The sequence below is a fragment of the Streptomyces sp. NBC_01235 genome (assembly GCF_035989285.1).
Lineage (GTDB): Bacteria > Actinomycetota > Actinomycetes > Streptomycetales > Streptomycetaceae > Streptomyces.
Genome location: NZ_CP108513.1, coordinates 495,188 through 511,559 on the forward strand (window position 1 = coordinate 495,188; position 16,372 = coordinate 511,559).

17 protein-coding genes are annotated in these 16,372 nt (G+C 72.4%); 9 read left to right on the forward strand and 8 right to left on the reverse strand.

Annotated elements, in window-relative coordinates:
• Nucleotides 1–72 precede the first annotated feature (72 nt).
• On the reverse strand, nucleotides 73–687 hold the full coding sequence (locus tag OG289_RS02180) for a LysE/ArgO family amino acid transporter (protein ID WP_327312293.1): 615 nt from the start codon (nucleotides 685–687) through the stop codon (nucleotides 73–75).
• Between the two features lie 77 nt (nucleotides 688–764).
• Between OG289_RS02180 and OG289_RS02185 the strand changes: the two genes are divergently transcribed.
• A complete protein-coding gene (locus OG289_RS02185; RefSeq protein ID WP_327312294.1) occupies nucleotides 765–1,667 on the forward strand; it encodes a LysR family transcriptional regulator ArgP in 903 nt (300 codons plus the stop codon).
• On the opposite strand, the gene OG289_RS02190 is transcribed toward OG289_RS02185, so the two are convergent.
• Nucleotides 1,657–2,364, reverse strand: coding sequence for a TetR/AcrR family transcriptional regulator (locus tag OG289_RS02190; RefSeq protein ID WP_327312295.1), 708 nt, complete (start codon nucleotides 2,362–2,364; stop codon nucleotides 1,657–1,659). The two genes, OG289_RS02185 and OG289_RS02190, sit on opposite strands and share 11 nt — an antisense overlap.
• A gap of 143 nt (nucleotides 2,365–2,507) precedes the next feature.
• On the opposite strand from OG289_RS02190, the gene OG289_RS02195 reads away from it, so the two are divergent.
• Both OG289_RS02195 and OG289_RS02200 read left to right on the forward strand, forming a co-directional pair.
• A complete protein-coding gene (locus OG289_RS02195; protein ID WP_327312296.1) occupies nucleotides 2,508–3,725 on the forward strand; it encodes a saccharopine dehydrogenase family protein in 1,218 nt (405 codons plus the stop codon).
• Nucleotides 3,726–3,826: 101 nt separating this feature from the next.
• Entirely contained in the window at nucleotides 3,827–4,075 is a 249-nt protein-coding gene (locus OG289_RS02200; RefSeq protein ID WP_327312297.1) for a WhiB family transcriptional regulator, read from the forward strand.
• A gap of 45 nt (nucleotides 4,076–4,120) precedes the next feature.
• Here the strand turns inward: OG289_RS02200 and OG289_RS02205 are convergent, their stop codons facing one another.
• Genes OG289_RS02205 through OG289_RS02220 form a run of 4 tightly spaced genes read right to left on the reverse strand, consistent with a single transcriptional unit; the run spans nucleotide 4,121 to nucleotide 8,908 of the window.
• The gene (locus tag OG289_RS02205; RefSeq protein WP_327312298.1) at nucleotides 4,121–5,968 is read right to left on the reverse strand and encodes a sensor histidine kinase; all 1,848 of its coding nucleotides are present in this window, start codon (nucleotides 5,966–5,968) and stop codon (nucleotides 4,121–4,123) included.
• The gene (locus OG289_RS02210) at nucleotides 5,965–6,663 is read right to left on the reverse strand and encodes a response regulator transcription factor (protein WP_327312299.1); all 699 of its coding nucleotides are present in this window, start codon (nucleotides 6,661–6,663) and stop codon (nucleotides 5,965–5,967) included. Before OG289_RS02210 ends, OG289_RS02205 begins: the two co-directional genes overlap by 4 nt.
• Nucleotides 6,664–6,685: 22 nt before the next feature.
• On the reverse strand, nucleotides 6,686–7,432 hold the full coding sequence (locus OG289_RS02215) for a L,D-transpeptidase family protein (RefSeq protein ID WP_327312300.1): 747 nt from the start codon (nucleotides 7,430–7,432) through the stop codon (nucleotides 6,686–6,688).
• Nucleotides 7,433–7,489: 57 nt separating this feature from the next.
• A complete protein-coding gene (locus OG289_RS02220) occupies nucleotides 7,490–8,908 on the reverse strand; it encodes a M1 family metallopeptidase (protein WP_327312301.1) in 1,419 nt (472 codons plus the stop codon).
• 154 nt (nucleotides 8,909–9,062) lie between these two features.
• Between OG289_RS02220 and OG289_RS02225 the strand changes: the two genes are divergently transcribed.
• Nucleotides 9,063–9,422 carry a DUF488 domain-containing protein gene (locus OG289_RS02225; RefSeq protein ID WP_327312302.1) on the forward strand — a complete coding sequence of 120 codons (360 nt, stop codon included), beginning with the start codon at nucleotides 9,063–9,065 and terminating at the stop codon, nucleotides 9,420–9,422.
• A gap of 4 nt (nucleotides 9,423–9,426) precedes the next feature.
• On the opposite strand, the gene OG289_RS02230 is transcribed toward OG289_RS02225, so the two are convergent.
• Both OG289_RS02230 and OG289_RS02235 read right to left on the reverse strand, forming a co-directional pair.
• Entirely contained in the window at nucleotides 9,427–11,100 is a 1,674-nt protein-coding gene (locus tag OG289_RS02230) for an FAD-binding dehydrogenase (protein WP_327312303.1), read from the reverse strand.
• Nucleotides 11,101–11,128: 28 nt separating this feature from the next.
• Complete coding sequence (locus OG289_RS02235) at nucleotides 11,129–11,764, reverse strand: TetR/AcrR family transcriptional regulator (RefSeq protein ID WP_327312304.1); 636 nt, start codon at nucleotides 11,762–11,764, stop codon at nucleotides 11,129–11,131.
• 110 nt (nucleotides 11,765–11,874) lie between these two features.
• Between OG289_RS02235 and OG289_RS02240 the strand changes: the two genes are divergently transcribed.
• The 5 genes from OG289_RS02240 to OG289_RS02260 are packed head-to-tail and all read left to right on the forward strand — an operon-like array spanning nucleotide 11,875 to nucleotide 16,363.
• On the forward strand, nucleotides 11,875–12,504 hold the full coding sequence (locus OG289_RS02240; RefSeq protein WP_327312305.1) for an alpha-ketoglutarate-dependent dioxygenase AlkB: 630 nt from the start codon (nucleotides 11,875–11,877) through the stop codon (nucleotides 12,502–12,504).
• 55 nt (nucleotides 12,505–12,559) lie between these two features.
• Nucleotides 12,560–13,159, forward strand: coding sequence for a hypothetical protein (locus OG289_RS02245; protein WP_327312306.1), 600 nt, complete (start codon nucleotides 12,560–12,562; stop codon nucleotides 13,157–13,159).
• Nucleotides 13,156–14,319 carry an acyltransferase family protein gene (locus OG289_RS02250; RefSeq protein WP_327312307.1) on the forward strand — a complete coding sequence of 388 codons (1,164 nt, stop codon included), beginning with the start codon at nucleotides 13,156–13,158 and terminating at the stop codon, nucleotides 14,317–14,319. Before OG289_RS02245 ends, OG289_RS02250 begins: the two co-directional genes overlap by 4 nt.
• A gap of 49 nt (nucleotides 14,320–14,368) precedes the next feature.
• Nucleotides 14,369–15,118, forward strand: a complete 750-nt coding sequence (locus tag OG289_RS02255; RefSeq protein WP_327312308.1) for an MBL fold metallo-hydrolase — start codon at nucleotides 14,369–14,371, stop codon at nucleotides 15,116–15,118.
• 9 nt (nucleotides 15,119–15,127) lie between these two features.
• On the forward strand, nucleotides 15,128–16,363 hold the full coding sequence (locus OG289_RS02260) for a DUF4032 domain-containing protein (protein ID WP_327312309.1): 1,236 nt from the start codon (nucleotides 15,128–15,130) through the stop codon (nucleotides 16,361–16,363).
• Nucleotides 16,364–16,372 lie beyond the last annotated feature (9 nt).

The following is a 16,372-nucleotide window of genomic DNA, read 5'->3' on the forward strand; positions in this document are numbered from 1 at the left end:
ACTCCTGTGGTTTCGCCGCCCCTGTGGACATGCGATCTCACATTCCGGACCCGGCCGCCGGGCTCCCGTCACTCAGGTCCCCGCGAGGAGCGTCACGCCGAGAGCGATCATCGTGGCGGCTACGAGAGCGTCCAGGACGCGCCAGGCTGCGGGGCGGGCCAGGAAGCGGCTGAGCAGCCGGGCGCCGAAGCCCAGCGCGGCGAACCAGCACACGCTGGCGAACGCGGCGCCGAGGCCGAAGGTCCAGCGCAGCGGGCCACGGTCGGCCGCGATGGAACCGAGCAGGAAGACGGTGTCGAGGTAGACGTGGGGGTTGAGCCAGGTCATCGCCAGACAGGTCAGCACGGCCCGTCGCCGTGAGCCCGCGGCCTCCCCCTCCGCCGCCAGGGCACCCCCGGCCCGGAACACCCGCCGGGCCGCCAGGACCCCGTAGCCGAGCAGGAACAGACCGCCGATCCAGCCGACCGCGGCCAGGGCCCCGGGCCAGGCCACCACCAGCGCCCCCACCCCGCCGACCCCGAGGGCGATGAGCAGGGCGTCGGAGAGGGCGCAGATCCCGACGACGGCGAGGACGGCGTCCCGCCGGATCCCCTGGCGCAGGACAAAGGCGTTCTGGGCGCCGATGGCGACGATGAGCGAGAGACCGGTGCCGAAGCCGGCGGCCGCGGCGGCGAGAGCGTTGGACATGACGTCCACGCTAGGGAAACGATCACTGGACGTACAGCTAAAGATTCTTACGTATCATTAGCCATTGTGATGAGCGGATGATGACGGACCTTCCCCTCGACCAGGTGCGGACACTGCTCGCCGTGGTGGACGAGGGCACCTTCGACGCGGCCGCCGCCGCCCTGCACGTGACGCCCTCGGCGGTCAGCCAGCGCGTCAAGGCACTGGAACAGCGCACGGGCCGGGTCCTGTTGTTGCGCACCAAGCCGGTACGGCCGACCGAATCGGGCGAGATCGTCGTGCGGTTCGCCCGCCAGCTGGCCCGACTGGAACGCGACACGCGGTCCGAGCTGGGCATGAGCGGCGAGGGAGAGCCGACACGCGTGACGGTCGCGGTGAACGCGGACTCCCTCGCCACCTGGTTCCTGGCCGCCCTGACCCGGGTGGCACAGGAACCGCGGCTCTGTTTCGAACTGCACCGCGAGGACGAGACCCGCACGGCGGAACTCCTGCGGGAGGGGCTGGTGATGGCCGCGGTGACCTCGTCGCCCGAGGCCGTGACGGGCTGTTCCGTGCGTGCGCTGGGCACGATGCGCTACCTGGCCGCCGCGAGCCCAGACTTCGCGATCCGCCACCTCGCCGACGGCCCGATGCACGAGACCCTGGCCCGGGCACCCGTGATGACCTTCGACCGGAGCGACGACCTTCAGGACGTGTTCATGCGCGGGCTGCGCCACGGCTCCGGCGGCGCCGGCACGGTACGACACGCCGTGCCGACCTCGGAGGGCTTCGTCGCCTCGGTCGCCGCCGGCCTCGGCTGGGGCATGGTGCCCAAGGTGCAGGCCGAACCGCTCCTGCGCTCCGGCCGCCTGGTCTGCCTCGCTCCCGATCGCCCCCTGGACGTCCCCCTGTACTGGCAGCAGTGGAAGCTCGACTCGCCCGCGCTGGCGGCGGTGGCGGACGCGGTGACGGCGACGGCGGCTCGCACCCTCAGGAACTGAGCCGGGTCAGCGTCGCCTGCGCGCTGTCCAGGAGCATCTCGAGCGCCGTCGGATAGGCGCTGGTCAGCATGTGGGTCGACAGCAGCGGGGCCGCCTCGGCGATCCGGGGGTGGGTCTCGGCGGGGAGGCGGGCGTACGTGGAGCGCCACATCGCGTCGTCGGCGCGCTGCGTGGCCCGGGGCAGGGCCAGCGACGCGGCGTCCAGAGCGGCGAACGCCAGGGTCTGGTCGATGAAGGCGTGGTAGATCCGCACGGTGTCCGCCAGCGGGAACCCGGCGGTGCGCAGCACGTCCAGGACGGCCTCGTCGGCGGCGAGCTCGTTGGCCCGGCCGGTCACACGGCTCGCGGTGAGCTGGGCGGCCTGCGGGTGGCCGACGTAGGCGGTGTGGATGCGCAGCCCGATGGCGTGCAGGTCCGTCCGCCACTCCCCCGTCGCCCGCCAGCCGCGCAGCGCCTCGCCGATGAGCGCGTCACCGATGGCGAGGGTCAGCTCGTCCATGCCCCGGAAGTACCGGTACAGGGTGCTGGGATCGCAGTCGAGGGCGAGGCCGAGACGGCGGGCGGTGAGGCCGGTGCTGCCGTGCTCGCGCAGCAGGCGCAGCGCGGTCTCGACGATCAGCCGTTCGGACAGCACGGTGCCGCTCCTGGTGGGCCGGCGCCGGCGCCGCTTCTCCTCGGGTACGACCCGTTTGGCCACGACCCCTCCCGCTCTTGTGCCGACACCCTTTGTCGAGCCCTTATGCCAACGCCATTGACCTTACGTGAGGGCGCGGCGTTGTATCTCCGGCAGGGCCCCGTCGTACACCTTCGTTCGCAACCTCAGATGAGGGAGTTCTCGTCATGCGTGTCCTGCTCGTGGGCGCCGGCGGTGTGGGCACCGCCATCACCCGGATCGCCGCCCGCCGTCCGTTCTTCGAGGCGCTGGTGGTCGCCGACCACGACCCCGCCCGTGCCGTGGCCGCCGTCGCCGCGCTCGACGGCGACGACCGGTTCCACGCCGAGCGCGTCGACGCCGGCGACGAAGGGGCCGTGGCCGCCCTGCTCGCCCGCCACCGCTGCGACGTGCTGCTCAACGCCACCGACCCGCGGTTCGTGATGCCGCTGTTCCACGCGGCGCGCCGCGCCGGGGCCACCTATGTCGACATGGCGATGTCACTGTCGCGACCGCACCCGGAGCGGCCGTACGAGGAGTGCGGGGTCCGGCTCGGCGACGCGCAGTTCGCCGAGGCCGGCGACTGGGCCGGGGCGGGCGTCCTGGCCCTGGTCGGCATGGGCGTCGAGCCGGGTCTGTCGGACGTCTTCGCCCGGTACGCCGCCGACGAACTCTTCGACGAGATCGAGGAGATCGGCATCCGCGACGGTGCGAACCTCACCGTCGCGGGGCACGACTTCGCGCCCTCCTTCAACATCTGGACCACCATCGAGGAGTGCCTGAACCCTCCCGTGGTCTACGAGTCCGACCGCGGCTGGTTCACCACCGCGCCCTTCAGCGAGCCCGAGGTGTTCGACTTCCCCGAGGGCATCGGACCGGTGGAGTGCGTGAACGTCGAGCACGAGGAGGTACTGCTCGTGCCGCGCTGGGTGAAGGCGCGCCGGGTCACCTTCAAGTACGGCCTGGGCCGGGAGTTCGTCGAGACGCTGAAGACGCTGCACCGTCTGGAACTGGACCGCACGGTGCCCGTGACCGTGCCGAGCGCGCAGGGACCGGTGCCGGTCTCGCCCCGGGACGTGGTGGCCGCCTGTCTGCCCGACCCGGCGAGCCTGGGTGAGCTCATGCACGGCAAGACGTGCGCCGGAACCTGGGTGCGGGGCCTGAAGGACGGTGCGCCGCGCGAGGTGTACCTGTACCACGTGGTCGACAACCAGTGGTCCATGGCCGAGTACGGCAGCCAGGCCGTGGTGTGGCAGACCGCCGTCAACCCGGTGGTCGCCCTCGAACTGCTCGCCACGGGCGCGTGGTCCGGCGCGGGCGTGCTGGGCCCCGAGGCGTTCCCGGCCCGTCCGTTCCTCGAGCTGCTGTCGGCGTACGGCTCCCCGTGGGGCCTGCGGGAGCAGTGAACGTCTTGCGGTCCCACGCTGTTTCACTCCGGCCCCTCCGGTGACCCGACCGGGAGCAATCATCCGGAACAGCACGTACGACCAGATCGCAGGTGACTTCGATGGACGACTGGCGACAGCACGCCGCGTGCCGCCGCGAGGACCCGGACCTCTTCTTCCCGATCGGTACCTCCGGGCCGGCGCTGCTGCAGACGGAACAGGCGAAGGCCGTCTGCCGACGCTGCCCCGTGCGGGAGCCGTGCCTGGAGTGGGCCATGGAGACCGACCAGACCCTCGGGGTGTGGGGAGGCACGGACGAAGCGGAACGACGCGCCCTCAGGCGGCGCATCAGGGCACGGCGCAGTTCGTGACGCGAGGCGTCCGCCTCGGCCCGCCCGCCGCTCGGCCCTCGGGTCTCAGCCGTCGCCGGGCGCCGTCGCGGCCGGCAGCCTGAGGGTGAAGACGCTGCCCGCGCCGGGGGTGCCGGCCGCTTCCGCCGTGCCGCCGTGGGCGGCCGTCAGGTGGCGGACGATGGGCAGGCCGAGGCCGCTGCCGCCGGTGCGGCGGCTGCGTGACTTCTCCGCTCGCCAGAACCGCTCGAAGACGTGCGGCAGGTCCTCGGCGGCGATGCCCGTACCGGTGTCGGCGACCTCCAGCACGACCACCTCGCCGTCCCCCCGGGCGGTGAGTGTGACCGTGCCCTCGGCCGGGGTGTGGCGTACGGCGTTGGTGACGAGGTTGCCGAGCGCCTGCCGCAGCCGCACCGGGTCGGCGTCCAGCCAGGGGGCGCCGGCGGTTTCGGTGCGCAGGCGCACACCGGCCGTGTCGGCGGCGACGCGATGGGCGGCGGCGACCTGGGCGAGCAGGTCGTCGGCGGGCACGGGTTCGCGGTGCAGGCGCAGGGTGCCGGCGTCGGCGGCGGCGAGGTCGCGCAGGTCGTCGATGACGCGCTGGAGCACCAGTGCCTCGTCGTGCAGGGCGCCGAGCAGTTCGGTGTCGGGTTCGACGAGGCCGTCGCGGGTGACCTCCAGCCAGCCCCGGATGTTGGTGAGCGGGCTGCGCAGTTCGTGGGCGACATCGCTGACGAGGGCCTTGCGCTGGGCCTCCAGACGCTCCCGGCGTTCGGCGAGATCGTTGAAGGCCTCCGCGAGGATCCCGGTCTCGTCCCGCGTCGTGACGGGCACCCGCGCGTGCCGGTCCGGGGGCTGCTGCGCGGCCTCGGTCAGCGCGCGCAGGGGCCGCACGAGACGGGTGGCGACGACGGCGGTCACGGCGACGGTGACGGCCAGCACCAGTCCGGCCGCGCCGACGACCTTCGCCTTGTTGGCCGTGGACATGTCCCAGCGGGGTGCGGCGCCGCTGTCCCCGACGCCGAGGTACAGCTCGGCGACGGGGGCGACGTAGGGGTCGAGTTGGGCGCGCCGGGCGTCGTCGAGGCAGGCCTGTGCCGCGCGCAGGGACTTGCTGTCGTCGATCTTGGCGAACTTGGCGGTGACCGACGGGGCCATGCTGGTGCCGCTGGTGACGTCGGTCGTCAGGAACAGCGGTGCGAAGTCGTCGAAGCCCACTCGGGTCAGGCATCTGCGGGCGGGCCCCTGGAGCGCGGTGAGTGCCTTCTCCTCGGTCGGGGTCGCGGAGTAGAGCAGGCCGTCGGCGCAGGCCTCGGGCACATGGCCGGCGTCGACGGTGCCGTCGTCGTCGGTGAGGACCGGGCGCCCGCTCGGGGTCCGGGTGACGCTCGTGTCGAAGCCGTGGCGCGCGAAACAGCTCTGCCGTTTGCGGGCCAGGGCGTCGAGCTTGGTGCGTTCGGCGGCAGTCAGCCGGTAGGGGCCGACCGCGCGCGGGTCAATGCCGCTGAGCTGGGCGCCACGCTCGGTGTAGGTGTCGGTGCGCAGAGGGTCGACGGTGGCGGCGGCGCGGGGCGGCAGAGAGGCGCCGTGCGGCGCGGAGTCGGCGACGGGGGTGCGGTCGGTGGTGGTGCGGTCGGTGGTGGTGGTGAGGGCGATGCGCCGGCCGGTCTTCGCGGACAGGGCGCGGACGGTGGCCTCGACGCCCGTCCAGTCGGGGTGGGTGGCCGCGTACCCGCTCAGCTCGGCGAGGATGTCCATGTCGTCGGCGAGGGCCTGCCCCTGCTCCTCGCGCAGGGCGCGGGTGGTGGTGGCCACGGCCAGCCAGGCCGTCGCGGCGACGGAGCACACGGCGATCAGTACGGAGGCGAACAGCAACCGCACCAGCAACCGCTTCCGCAGGGGTATGCGGTTCACGCGCGGCCGCCGCTGAGTTTGTAGCCGATGCCGAACACGGTCAGCAGCCGCACGGGTCTGCGGGGGTCGGGCTCGATCTTCCTGCGCAGGTTCATGATGTGCACGTCGATGGCCCGTTCGGTGGAGGAGCGGTCGAGGCCCCGGGTGCACCGGAGCAACTGCCGCCGGGAGAAGACCCGTTCGGGTTCGGTGGCCATGGCCAGCAGGATCTGGAACTCGGCCGGCGTGCACTCCACCGGCTCGCCGTCGCACCGCACCTCGTGCCGCTCCGGATCGACGGCGAGCCCCGCGGCCCGTGCGACGGGGTCGTCCCGCCGGTCTGCGGCGGCCCGCCCGCTGCGCCGCAGGACGGTGCGGATGCGGGCCATCAGCTCGCGCGGGCTGTACGGCTTGGTCATGTAGTCGTCGGCGCCCAGTTCCAGGCCGAGCAGCACGTCCTCCTCGGCGGCCCGGGCGGTCAGCATCAGCACCGGGATGTCGTCGCCGCGGCGCAGCACCCGGCACACCCCGAACCCGTCGACGACCGGCAGCATGAGGTCGAGGACGACGAGGTCGGGCCGCTCCCGCCGCACCGCGTCCAGCGCGGCCGAGCCGTCGTGCACGACGGTGGCGGTGTGGCCCTCGGCGAGCAGCGAGCGGCGGACGAGTTCGGCCTGCATCGCGTCGTCCTCGGCGACCAGTACATGAGCGCACACGCGGCGACTCCGTTCCTTTTCCTCAGCGGGCCAGAGAGGCGTGGTCACCCATGACGACCACGGGGTGCAGGGCGGGGTCGAGAGCGAGCAGCAGCTCCTTCATGTGCTGCTCCGCGATGCTCACGCAGCCGTGGGTGGGGCCGCCGTGGTCGACGTGCAGCCAGATGCCGCCGCCGCGCCCGGCGCCGAGGGGGCGGGTCCAGTCCAGGGGTGAAGTGCCGGGCCTGCGGTTGTAGTTGATCGCGATCACGTAGTCGAAGGCGCCTTCCAGCGGCTCGCCCTCGAATCCGGTGCCGGGCGAGTGGAAGCCGCTGCCTCGGTCGTACGGCAGCTTCGTGCCGGGGTCGCGCAGCAGTCCGCCCGCGTCGGTGAGTCCGTAGACGCCGATGGGCGAGCGCAGGTCGCCGCCCATGTGATGGTCGCTCCAGCCGCGCAGCGCGTTGTGCGCGGGCCGGCTCTCCCCCGCCCGCCAGCCGGCACCGGTGCGCCGGTAGAGGACGACCGTGGCGACCGGGGAGTCGGGGCCCCGGCCGCTCACCACGACCACCTGGTCCGCGTCGTCCGGCACCGCGGCCCACGTCCTCGTTCCGAGGCCGGGTATCCGCTGCGGCGCCGCCTCCACGGCGACCGCGGGCGTGCTCGGCGTCGCCTCCGTGACGGTGGCGGTGGCGGAGGGCCCGTCGTCGGGTGCGGCGACCGCGCCGCCGCCGCATCCGGTGAGCAGGAGGGACGCGGCGAGCAGCGCGGCACGGGGTCGGTGCGTGATCATGAGTCGATCGTGACCCACAGTTGTTTGGAACTCGTCAGGTTCCGGGCCCGGTTCGGGCTACGGCTTGGTGGGCTTGCCCCGGCTGTACAGCCAGGTCTGGAACAGCGGGCCGAGGTCCTTGCCGGATTCGCGTTCCGCGAGCCGCTCGAACTCGGCGGTGGTGCCGTTGCCGTAGCGGTGTGCGGCCGCCCAGGCGCGCAGGATGCGGAAGAAGCAGGGGTCTCCGACAGCGGTGCGCAAGGCGTGCAGGGTCATGGCGCCGCGGGCGTAGACGGGGGTGCCGAAGATGTTCGCGCCGCCACCGGGGTCGCCGGGCGGGAAGGCCCACAGGCCGTCGGTGGCGGGGCGGGCGTACAGGGCGTCGAAGGTGCTCTGCGCGCTGCCCCCGCCGTGCTGTTCGGCGTAGAGCCACTCGGCGTAGGTGGCGAAGCCCTCGTTGAGCCAGATGTCCTGCCAGGAGGTGAGGGAGACGGAGTCGCCGAACCACTGGTGGGCGCTCTCGTGGACGAGGGTGCTCAAGGAGGGCGCCCGGTCGTACACGGGCCGCGACTGGGTCTCCAGGGCGTAGCCGACGTCCGGGGCGTGGTCGACGATGGAGCCGGCGGCGCGGAACGGGTAGGGCCCGAACAGCCCGCTCTCCCAATCCAGTACGGACGGCAGCCTCTTCAGGACGGGCGCGGCGGCCGTGGCCTCGCGCGGGTCGACGGCGTCGTAGACCTTGAGGCCCGCGCGGGTCGTGTACTGCGTGACCTGGAAATTTCCCACGGTCGCGGTGGCGAGGTAGGCGGCCATGGGTTCTGTCTGGCGCCAGCGGAAGGTGGTCTTCCCGTTGATGGTGCGCTGTCCGAGAAGGACGCCGTTGGCGACGGCGGCGCGGCCCTTGGGGACGGTGATCGTGAAGTCGTAGGAGGACTTGTCGAGGGGGTGGTTGTTGGCCGGGAACCAGGTCATGGCGCCCTGCGGTTCGCCGGCGACGAAGGCCCCGTCGTCGGTGGGGATCCAGCCGTCGAGAGAGCCGTCGGGGTCGGTGACGGGGCCGGGGGTGCCGTCGTAGGTGACGGTGACGCGGAACCGCTCGCCCTTGCGCAGGGCGCGCTTGGGGGTGACGACGAGTTCCTGGCCGTCGCGCCGGTAGTCGGCCTTGACGTGGTCGACGGTCAGGCCGGTGACCTTCAGCCCCTGGAAGTCGAGGTCGAAGCGGGTCAGCCGCTGGGTGGCACGGGCGGTGAGGACGGCCTTGCCGTCGAGGTGGCGGCTGCCCGGGTCGTAACGAAGGGTCAGGTCGTAGTGGGCCACGTGGTAGCCGCCGTTGCCGGCGAGCGGGAAGTAGGGGTCGCCGACGCCTGACGTGCCCGTCGGACCGGCCGCGGTGGCGGGTCCGGCGGCCGTCAACAGCGCCGCCACCGCTAGGGGGACGGTCGCTGCGACGGCTTCGCGGCGGAGGAGGGTGGTGGTCCGTCTGCGGGGGTGAGTCACGTGCGCTCCTGGGGGGGTGGCGTGTGATCAAACCCCTCAAGACTAGGGACTGGGCACCTGGGTTTCCTCCTCATTCAGGTCAAGCCGAGCGGTGCCGACGACCGTCTCCGGCCTAGGCTCGACACCACCCGCCGAACCCGAGGACGGCCCGCCCATGAGTGTCCGTGTACGTCGCGTCTACGACCCGCCCGAGCCCGACGACGGCGTGCGGGTCCTGGTCGACCGGCTGTGGCCGCGCGGTGTGTCCAAGGAAGCGGCCCATGTCGACGAATGGCCCAAGGGCCTCACCCCGTCCGCCGAGCTGCGCCGCTGGTACCACGCGGGCGAGGGGTCGTTCGAGGAGTTCGCGCGGCGCTACGAGGCCGAGCTGGCCGCCCCGGAGGCGGCCGAACTCCTGGATCACGTCCGGGAGTCGGCCGCCAAGGGGACGGTGACACTGCTGACGTCCGCGAAGTCGCCGGAGCGGAGCCACACGGCGGTGCTGGTCCGCCTGTTGGAGGCGGACCGGCGCTGACGGCTCAGCCGGTCTGCTTCGCCGCGGCCCGTCCCGCCGCCCGCCCGGAGAAGAGGCAGCCGCCGAGGAAGGTGCCTTCGAGGGCGTTGTAGCCGTGGACGCCGCCACCGCCGAAGCCGGCGACCTCTCCCGCCGCGTACAGTCCCTCGACCGGCTGCCCGTCGGCGCCCAGGGCGCGCGAGTCGAGGTCGGTCTGGATGCCGCCGAGGGTCTTGCGGGTGAGGACGTGCAGCTTGACGGCGATCAGCGGACCGGCCTCGGGGTCGAGGACGCGGTGCGGGGTGGCGACGCGGCCGAGCCGGTCGCCGATGTAGCGGCGGGCGTTGCGGATGCCCTGGACCTGGGAGTCCTTGCTGTACGGGTTGGCGATCTGGAGGTCGCGGGCCTGGATCTGCCGGCGCAGGCCGTCCACGTCGAGCAGTGCCTTCTCGGTCAGCCCGTTCATCTTCTCGACGAGCTTCTCGAGGGTGTCGGCGATGACGAAGTCCGCGCCCTTGTCCAGGAACGCCTGCACCGGAGCGGGGGCGCCCTTGCCGAGCAATCGGTCGCGCAGAACGGCCTTGCGGTCCTTGGCGGTGATGTCCGGGTTCTGCTCGGAGCCCGACAGCGCGAACTCCTTCTCGACGATTCTGCGGGTGAGGACGAACCAGGAGTGGTCGTACCCGGCGATGTCCTCGGTCGTGCGCAGGTGCTTGAGCGTGTTGAGGGTGTCGTAGCCCGGCAGGCACGGGTCGGGCAGCCGGCGGCCGAGGGCGTCGAACCACAGGGAGGACGGGCCGGGCAGGATGCGGATGCCGTGGCCGGGCCAGATGGGGTCCCAGTTCTGGATGCCCTCGGTGTAGTGCCACATGCGGTCACGGTTGACCAGCCGGGCACCGGCCTCGGCGCTGATGTCGAGCATCCGGCCGTCGACGTAGGCGGGGACACCGGTGACCATCTCGGCGGGCGGGGTGCCGAGGCGCTCGGGCCAGTACCGCCGCACGATCTCGTGGTTGGCGCCGATGCCGCCGCTGGTGACGACCACGGCCTGGGCGGTCAGTTCGAAGTCGCCGATCCGGTCGCGGTTGGAGGCGACGCCGCGTGCGGAGTCGTCGGCGGCGAGCACCGTGCCGCGTACACCGCGGGCGGCGCCGTCCTCGAGGACCAGTTCGTCCACCTGGTGACGGTGGTAGAAGGTCAGCAGCCCGTCCTTGGCAGCCTGCTTGGCGTAGCGGACGAACGGCTCGACGACGCCCGTGCCCGTCCCCCAGGCGACATGGAAACGGGGTACGGAGTTGCCGTGTCCGTCGGCGCGCAGGTCACCGCGCTCGGCCCAGCCGACGGTCGGCACGAAGGAGATCCCGTGCCCGGTGAGCCAGGTGCGCTTCTCCCCCGCCGCGAACTCGACGTAGGCGCGCGCCCAGCGCACCGCCCAGGAGTCCTCGTCCTCGGTCCGGTCGAACTGCGCGCTGCCCTGCCAGTCGTTCCAGGCGAGATCGAAGGAGTCCTTGATGCCGAGGCGGCGCTGCTCCGGGGAGTCGACGAGGAACAGCCCGCCGAAGGACCAGAACGCCTGGCCGCCGAGGTTGGCGGCGTTCTCCTGGTCGACCAGGGCGACCCGCCTGCCCCTGCTGGTGAGTTCGTGCGCCGCGACCAGGCCGGCGAGACCCGCTCCGACGACGATGACGTCCGCGTCCATGGCGACCGTTGCCTTTCTGCCTGAGGTGCTATAGGTGGTTTGCGCTGCCATCGGTCAGCAGCGCGGTGAGCAGTTGCTTGAGCCAGGCACGGGCGCCGTCGGCGTCCTTGTCCAGCAGCAGTTGGACGGTGACCCCGTCGTAGGCGGCGACCACCGCGTGGGCGGCGGAGTCGGTGTCGCCGAGCACGGCGGGCAGGGGGGTGTGGCCGCGCGCCCGGGCCAGCCGGTCGGCGATCGCGCGGCGCAGCCTGGCCCGGTGTTCGAGGAGGGTCTGGGCGACGGCCGGATCGCGGGCGGCGTGCACCAGGAAGTCCGTCTTCACCAGCAGCCAGTCCCGGTCGAGGAGGAGTACCTCGGTGACGCGGTCCACGGAGGCCGGTACGTCGAGGTCGGGACCGTCCCCGGCGAGGGCGTCTGCGACCTGCTCGGCGATGAGGTCGGCGCGTTCCCGGTAGAGGGCGAAGAACAGCTCGTCCAGGCTGTCGAAGTTGGAGTAGAAGGCGCCCCTGCTGTAGCCGGCGGCCTCGCAGACCTCCTCGATGGAGACCCGCCCGAACCCCTTGGCGGAGAACACGGCGAACGCGGCCTCGAGCAGGTTGGCCCGCGTGCGGACCCGGCGTCGGGTGACACGCCCCGTCGACTGGTGCGTCTGCTGCGCGGCCATGGTCGGACCTCCGTTCGATACGCGAATGTATCGGATACATTGATGTATCGAAAGAGTCGGGACGCGCCACAACAACGAACACATTTTCGATTAAGGCGTATTCTGGAGCCATGACCGCGCACCACCTCCAGGGCTCCCTCTTCGACCAGACCGACGAACTGCGCCTCGGCCCCCTCGACGGGACGCGCCGGACCGCACTCGGCGCGGGCGCCTGGATCGACGTGCTGCCGAGCTGGCTCACCGGCTCGGACGGATTGTTCGAACACCTGGCGGCCGAGGTCCCGTGGCGCGCCGAGCGCCGGAAGATGTACGACAACGACGTCGCCGTACCGCGCCTGCTGGCGTTCTACGGCGCGGACGAGCCGCTGCCCCACCCGGTGCTGGAGGAGGCCCGTCGGGCGCTGTCCGCGCACTACGCCGACGAGCTGGGCGAGCCGTTCGTCACCGCCGGGCTGTGCCACTACCGCGACGGCCGGGACAGCGTCGCCTGGCACGGCGACCGCATCGGCCGCGGCGCCCGGGAGGACACCATGGTCGCGATCCTCTCCGTGGGCTCCCCGCGCGACCTGCTGCTGCGTCCGGTGCGCGGGGGCGAGACGGTACGGCGCCCGCTGGGGCACGGCGATCTGATCGTGATGGGCGGCTCCTGCCAGCGAACCTGGGAACACTGCGTCCCCAAGTCCACCCGGGCCGCCGGACCGCGCATCAGCATCCAGTTCCGGCCGCGCGGAGTGCGGTGAAACGGAGCCGACGATACCCGTATCCATACCCCTCGGGGGTACGTACGTTGGTGCCATGACGAACCCACCGGAGCCCGCACCGTCGGCCGCGAGCCGGCCGGGAATCCTTCGCCACCGGCCGGCTCCGGCGGCGGTCGGAGCGACCGCTCCGATCACCTTCGACATGGAGGAGAGCGTCGACCTGGCGCCCGCGCTCGCGGCCTCCGCCCTCGTCCACTTCGCCGCCGCGGCCCTGCGCAGAGCCGCGGCGGCGTGGCCGCTGTTCTTCACGGCCTGCGCCGTCATCTTCGCGACGGAGTTGCTGGACGGCGGCGACGTCGACCCGACCTGGGTGCTGCTCGCACTGGCCGCCCCGCTCCTGGCCCACTCCCTGCGGCCCGGCGCGCTGGACGCCCCGGGCGGCCTGCCCCTCCAGGTGACCGCCATGCTCGCCTTCGGCGGCGCGGCCGCCCTCACCCTGGGGCTGAGGCCGGGGGGACGACGCGACCGCGTATCCGGTGGCCGCCGGCCTGCTCGGCCACGCGCTCCGGGACGCCCGTCACCACCGGATCGACGAGGTGGTGGTCCGCCCGTTCGCCGAGTTCCGCCTCGTCCTGGACGTCCTTCTCGCCGCGCTCGTCGTGGCCGTCACGGTGAACGGCCGAGTGCCGGATGAACGTGCCGCCCCGGCGCACGGAACTGGACGTCCTGCGCGCCCTCGTGGTCGTCGGCCTGGTGTTCTTCCACGCCGCCCTGGTCTTCTCCCCCGACGACGACTTCTACGTCAAGAACCGTGACACGACCGACGTCGTCACCGTCGTCGCCGGTCTCGGTGTGGTGTGGGCGATGCCGATGCTGTTCCTCGTCGCCGGTCTCGGTGCCCGCCACTCGATCGGCCGGCGCGGCCCCGGCGGCTTCGCCCGCGAACGCCTGCTGCGCCTGGGCGTTCCCCTGGTCTTCGCGACGCTGACGATCATCCCGGTCCCGCAGTGGCTGCGGCTGCGCGCCGCCGACCCTGGCTACCACGAGCCGTACGGGCGTTTCTGGCTGCGCTTCTTCGACGTCCGCCTCGACCTCGGCGACTTCCCCTTCGTCCTGCGGGGCGAGCACTTCGAGACCGGTCACCTGTGGTTCGTGGTCCTCCTTCTCACCTTCTGCCTGCTTCTCGCTCCGGTCGCGGGCCTGCTGGCGTCCGGGTCGAGGCGGGCGGGCGACGCGGTGGAACACCGGCCGGGCCTGCTGCTCCTGCCCGCCCTCCCGCTCGCCGCGATCGACTCCCTCCTGGGCATGGAGGAGAGCTACGCCGGCTGGAACCGCTGGGCGTACCTGCTGTTCTTCGGCTACGGCTACGCGCTGTCCGACGACGAGCGGATCCGCGCGGGGACGCGCCGGGTGGCCGTGCCGGTGGGCGTGCTCGGGGTCGTGCTGTTCCTGGCCACCTCCCCCGGGTTCATGACCGCGGACGACCCGTTCACCGACCGGACCCCGCTCGCGCTGCTCACCCGGGCACTGTTCGGCGCGGCGGGCTGGTGCTGGGTGGTGGCGATCCTGGGGCTGCTGGACCGGCCCCGCGCGCACCGCCGGCCGCCCGGCCGGGTCCTGGGGTATCTCGCGGTGGCCGCGCTGCCGCTGTACGTGCTCCACCAGCCGGTGGTGGTCGCCTTCGCCTACGGTGCGGTCGGCTGGTCCGCACCGATCGTCGTCAAGTACGCGGCGATCGTGGCCGCTTCGCTCGCGGTGATCCTGCTGGTGTACGAGTACGGGGTGCGCCGGACGCCGGTGACGCGGTTCCTGTTCGGCATGCGTGGAACCCCGCCGTCCGCATCCACCCGGTGATCTGCTTTGCTGTCCCCGTCGAGCACGATTCTCAGCACATGGGACGGCCATGCGGGCAGACGTACGGCAAGTGGCGGACGGCACCTACCTGGTGCACGGCAGCAACACCAACTGGGTGATCCTCACCGAGGGGGACGCCGTGACCCTGATCGACACCGGCTACCCCGGCGACCGCCGGCTGGTCCTGGACTCCCTTGCCTCCGTGGGCGCTTCGCCGCAGGCGGTCACGGCCGTGCTGATCACCCACGCCCACAACGACCACCTGGGCTCCGCCGAGCACCTGCGCGCGACGTACGGCACCCCGGTGTATCTGCACGAGGCCGAGGTGCCGCACGCCCGCCGGGAGTTCCTTCAGCAGGTGACCGTCGGCGAGGTGCTGAAGAACGCCTGGCGTCCGGGTGTCCTGCCGTGGATGGTGCACGCGCTGCGCTCCGGCGGCACCGAGCAGCACCCGGTCACCGCGCCCGAGGCGTTCCCGGCCACCGCCGGCCCGCTCGACCTGCCCGGCCGGCCCGTACCGGTGCACACCCCCGGCCACACCAGCGGCCACGCCGTCTTCCACCTCCCGGACGCGGGGATCGTCGTCTCCGGCGACGCCCTGGCCAGCGGCCACCCGACCTCGCGTGTGCGGGGGCCGCAGCTGCTGCCGGACATGTTCCACCACGAGCGCGCCCGGGCGGTGGCGTCGCTGGAGGTGATCGAGGGGCTGGAGGCCGACCTGCTGCTGCCCGGGCACGGACCGCTGCACCAGGGGTCCGTGAAGGCGGCGGCGCAGCAGGCCCGCGAGCGCGCCGTCTAAGGTCGGGGCATGGCTTTGCAGATCAGCGCCACCAACCCGGAGCATCCGGCACTCCTGCTGGAGCTGCCCTGGCACCTGCCCCTGGAGGAGTGGCCCGAGGAGATCCTGGTCCCGCTGCCGCGCGGCATCTCCCGCCACGTGGTGCGCTACGCCCAGGCCGGCGACGAGGTGATCGCCGTCAAAGAGCTCGCCGAGCGCCCGGCGCTGCGCGAGTACGAGCTGCTGCGCGACCTGGACCGCATCGGCATCCCAGCCGTCGACCCGCTGGCGGTGGTCACCGGCCGCACCACGGACGACGGCGGCGCGCTGGAGCCGGTGCTGGTCACCCGGCATCTGGGCGGTTCGATGCCGTACCGCTCGATGTTCGAGACGACGATGCGCCCGGCGACCATGCACCGGCTGATGGACGCCCTCGCCGTGCTCCTGGTGCGGCTGCACCTGGCCGGGTTCGCGTGGGGCGACTGCTCGCTGTCCAACACCCTGTTCCGGCGGGACGCGGGCGCCTACGCCGCCTATCTCGTCGACGCCGAGACCGGCGACCTGCACCCCCAGCTCAGCTCCGGGCAGCGCGACTACGACCTCGACCTCGCGCGCGTCAACATCAGCGGCGAGCTGCTCGACCTGGAGGCGTCCGGGGCGCTGCACCCGTCGGTGGACCCGATCGAGTTCGGCATGGAGATCTGCGCCCGCTACGGCGCGCTGTGGCAGGAACTGACCCGCACCTCGGTGTACCCGGCGGGCAAGTACCACTACATCGAGCGCCGGATCCGCCGCCTCAACGAGCTCGGTTTCGACGTCGCCGAGATGCAGATCGAGCACTCCTCCAACGGCGACACGGTCACGTTCGTGCCGAAGGTCGTCGACGCGGGCCACCACCAGCGCCAGCTGCTGCGCCTGACCGGTCTGGACACCGAGGAGAACCAGGCCCGGCGGCTGCTGAACGACCTGGAGAGCTGGATGGCCACCCAGGACGACTACGCCCCGGGCGACCCCCTCGCGGCCCGCCCCGAGGTACTGGCGCACCGGTGGGTGCGGGACGTCTTCCGGCCCACGGTGCGCGCGGTGCCGCTCGAACTGCGCGGCTCCATGGACGCGGCGGAGATCTACCACGAGCTCCTCGAACACCGCTGGTACCTGTCGGAGCGCGCTCAGCACGACATCGGGCTCGACACCGCCGTCGAGGAGTACATCAAGAACATCCTGCCCAAGGCGCGGGAAACCCTGGAGCCGACCCTTCCGGAGTGACTCCCGAGC

What these genes read in the sequence shown, in the direction of transcription:
- OG289_RS02180 (WP_327312293.1), bottom strand. Translation starts at nt 687, where the DNA reads ATGTCCAACGCTCTCGCCGCCGCGGCCGCCGGCTTCGGCACCGGTCTC.
- OG289_RS02185 (WP_327312294.1), top strand. Translation starts at nt 765, where the DNA reads ATGATGACGGACCTTCCCCTCGACCAGGTGCGGACACTGCTCGCCGTG.
- OG289_RS02195 (WP_327312296.1), top strand. Translation starts at nt 2,508, where the DNA reads ATGCGTGTCCTGCTCGTGGGCGCCGGCGGTGTGGGCACCGCCATCACC.
- OG289_RS02200 (WP_327312297.1), top strand. Translation starts at nt 3,827, where the DNA reads ATGGACGACTGGCGACAGCACGCCGCGTGCCGCCGCGAGGACCCGGAC.
- OG289_RS02215 (WP_327312300.1), bottom strand. Translation starts at nt 7,432, where the DNA reads ATGATCACGCACCGACCCCGTGCCGCGCTGCTCGCCGCGTCCCTCCTG.
- OG289_RS02225 (WP_327312302.1), top strand. Translation starts at nt 9,063, where the DNA reads ATGAGTGTCCGTGTACGTCGCGTCTACGACCCGCCCGAGCCCGACGAC.
- OG289_RS02230 (WP_327312303.1), bottom strand. Translation starts at nt 11,100, where the DNA reads ATGGACGCGGACGTCATCGTCGTCGGAGCGGGTCTCGCCGGCCTGGTC.
- OG289_RS02235 (WP_327312304.1), bottom strand. Translation starts at nt 11,764, where the DNA reads ATGGCCGCGCAGCAGACGCACCAGTCGACGGGGCGTGTCACCCGACGC.
- OG289_RS02240 (WP_327312305.1), top strand. Translation starts at nt 11,875, where the DNA reads ATGACCGCGCACCACCTCCAGGGCTCCCTCTTCGACCAGACCGACGAA.
- OG289_RS02245 (WP_327312306.1), top strand. Translation starts at nt 12,560, where the DNA reads ATGACGAACCCACCGGAGCCCGCACCGTCGGCCGCGAGCCGGCCGGGA.
- OG289_RS02250 (WP_327312307.1), top strand. Translation starts at nt 13,156, where the DNA reads ATGAACGTGCCGCCCCGGCGCACGGAACTGGACGTCCTGCGCGCCCTC.
- OG289_RS02255 (WP_327312308.1), top strand. Translation starts at nt 14,369, where the DNA reads ATGCGGGCAGACGTACGGCAAGTGGCGGACGGCACCTACCTGGTGCAC.
- OG289_RS02260 (WP_327312309.1), top strand. Translation starts at nt 15,128, where the DNA reads ATGGCTTTGCAGATCAGCGCCACCAACCCGGAGCATCCGGCACTCCTG.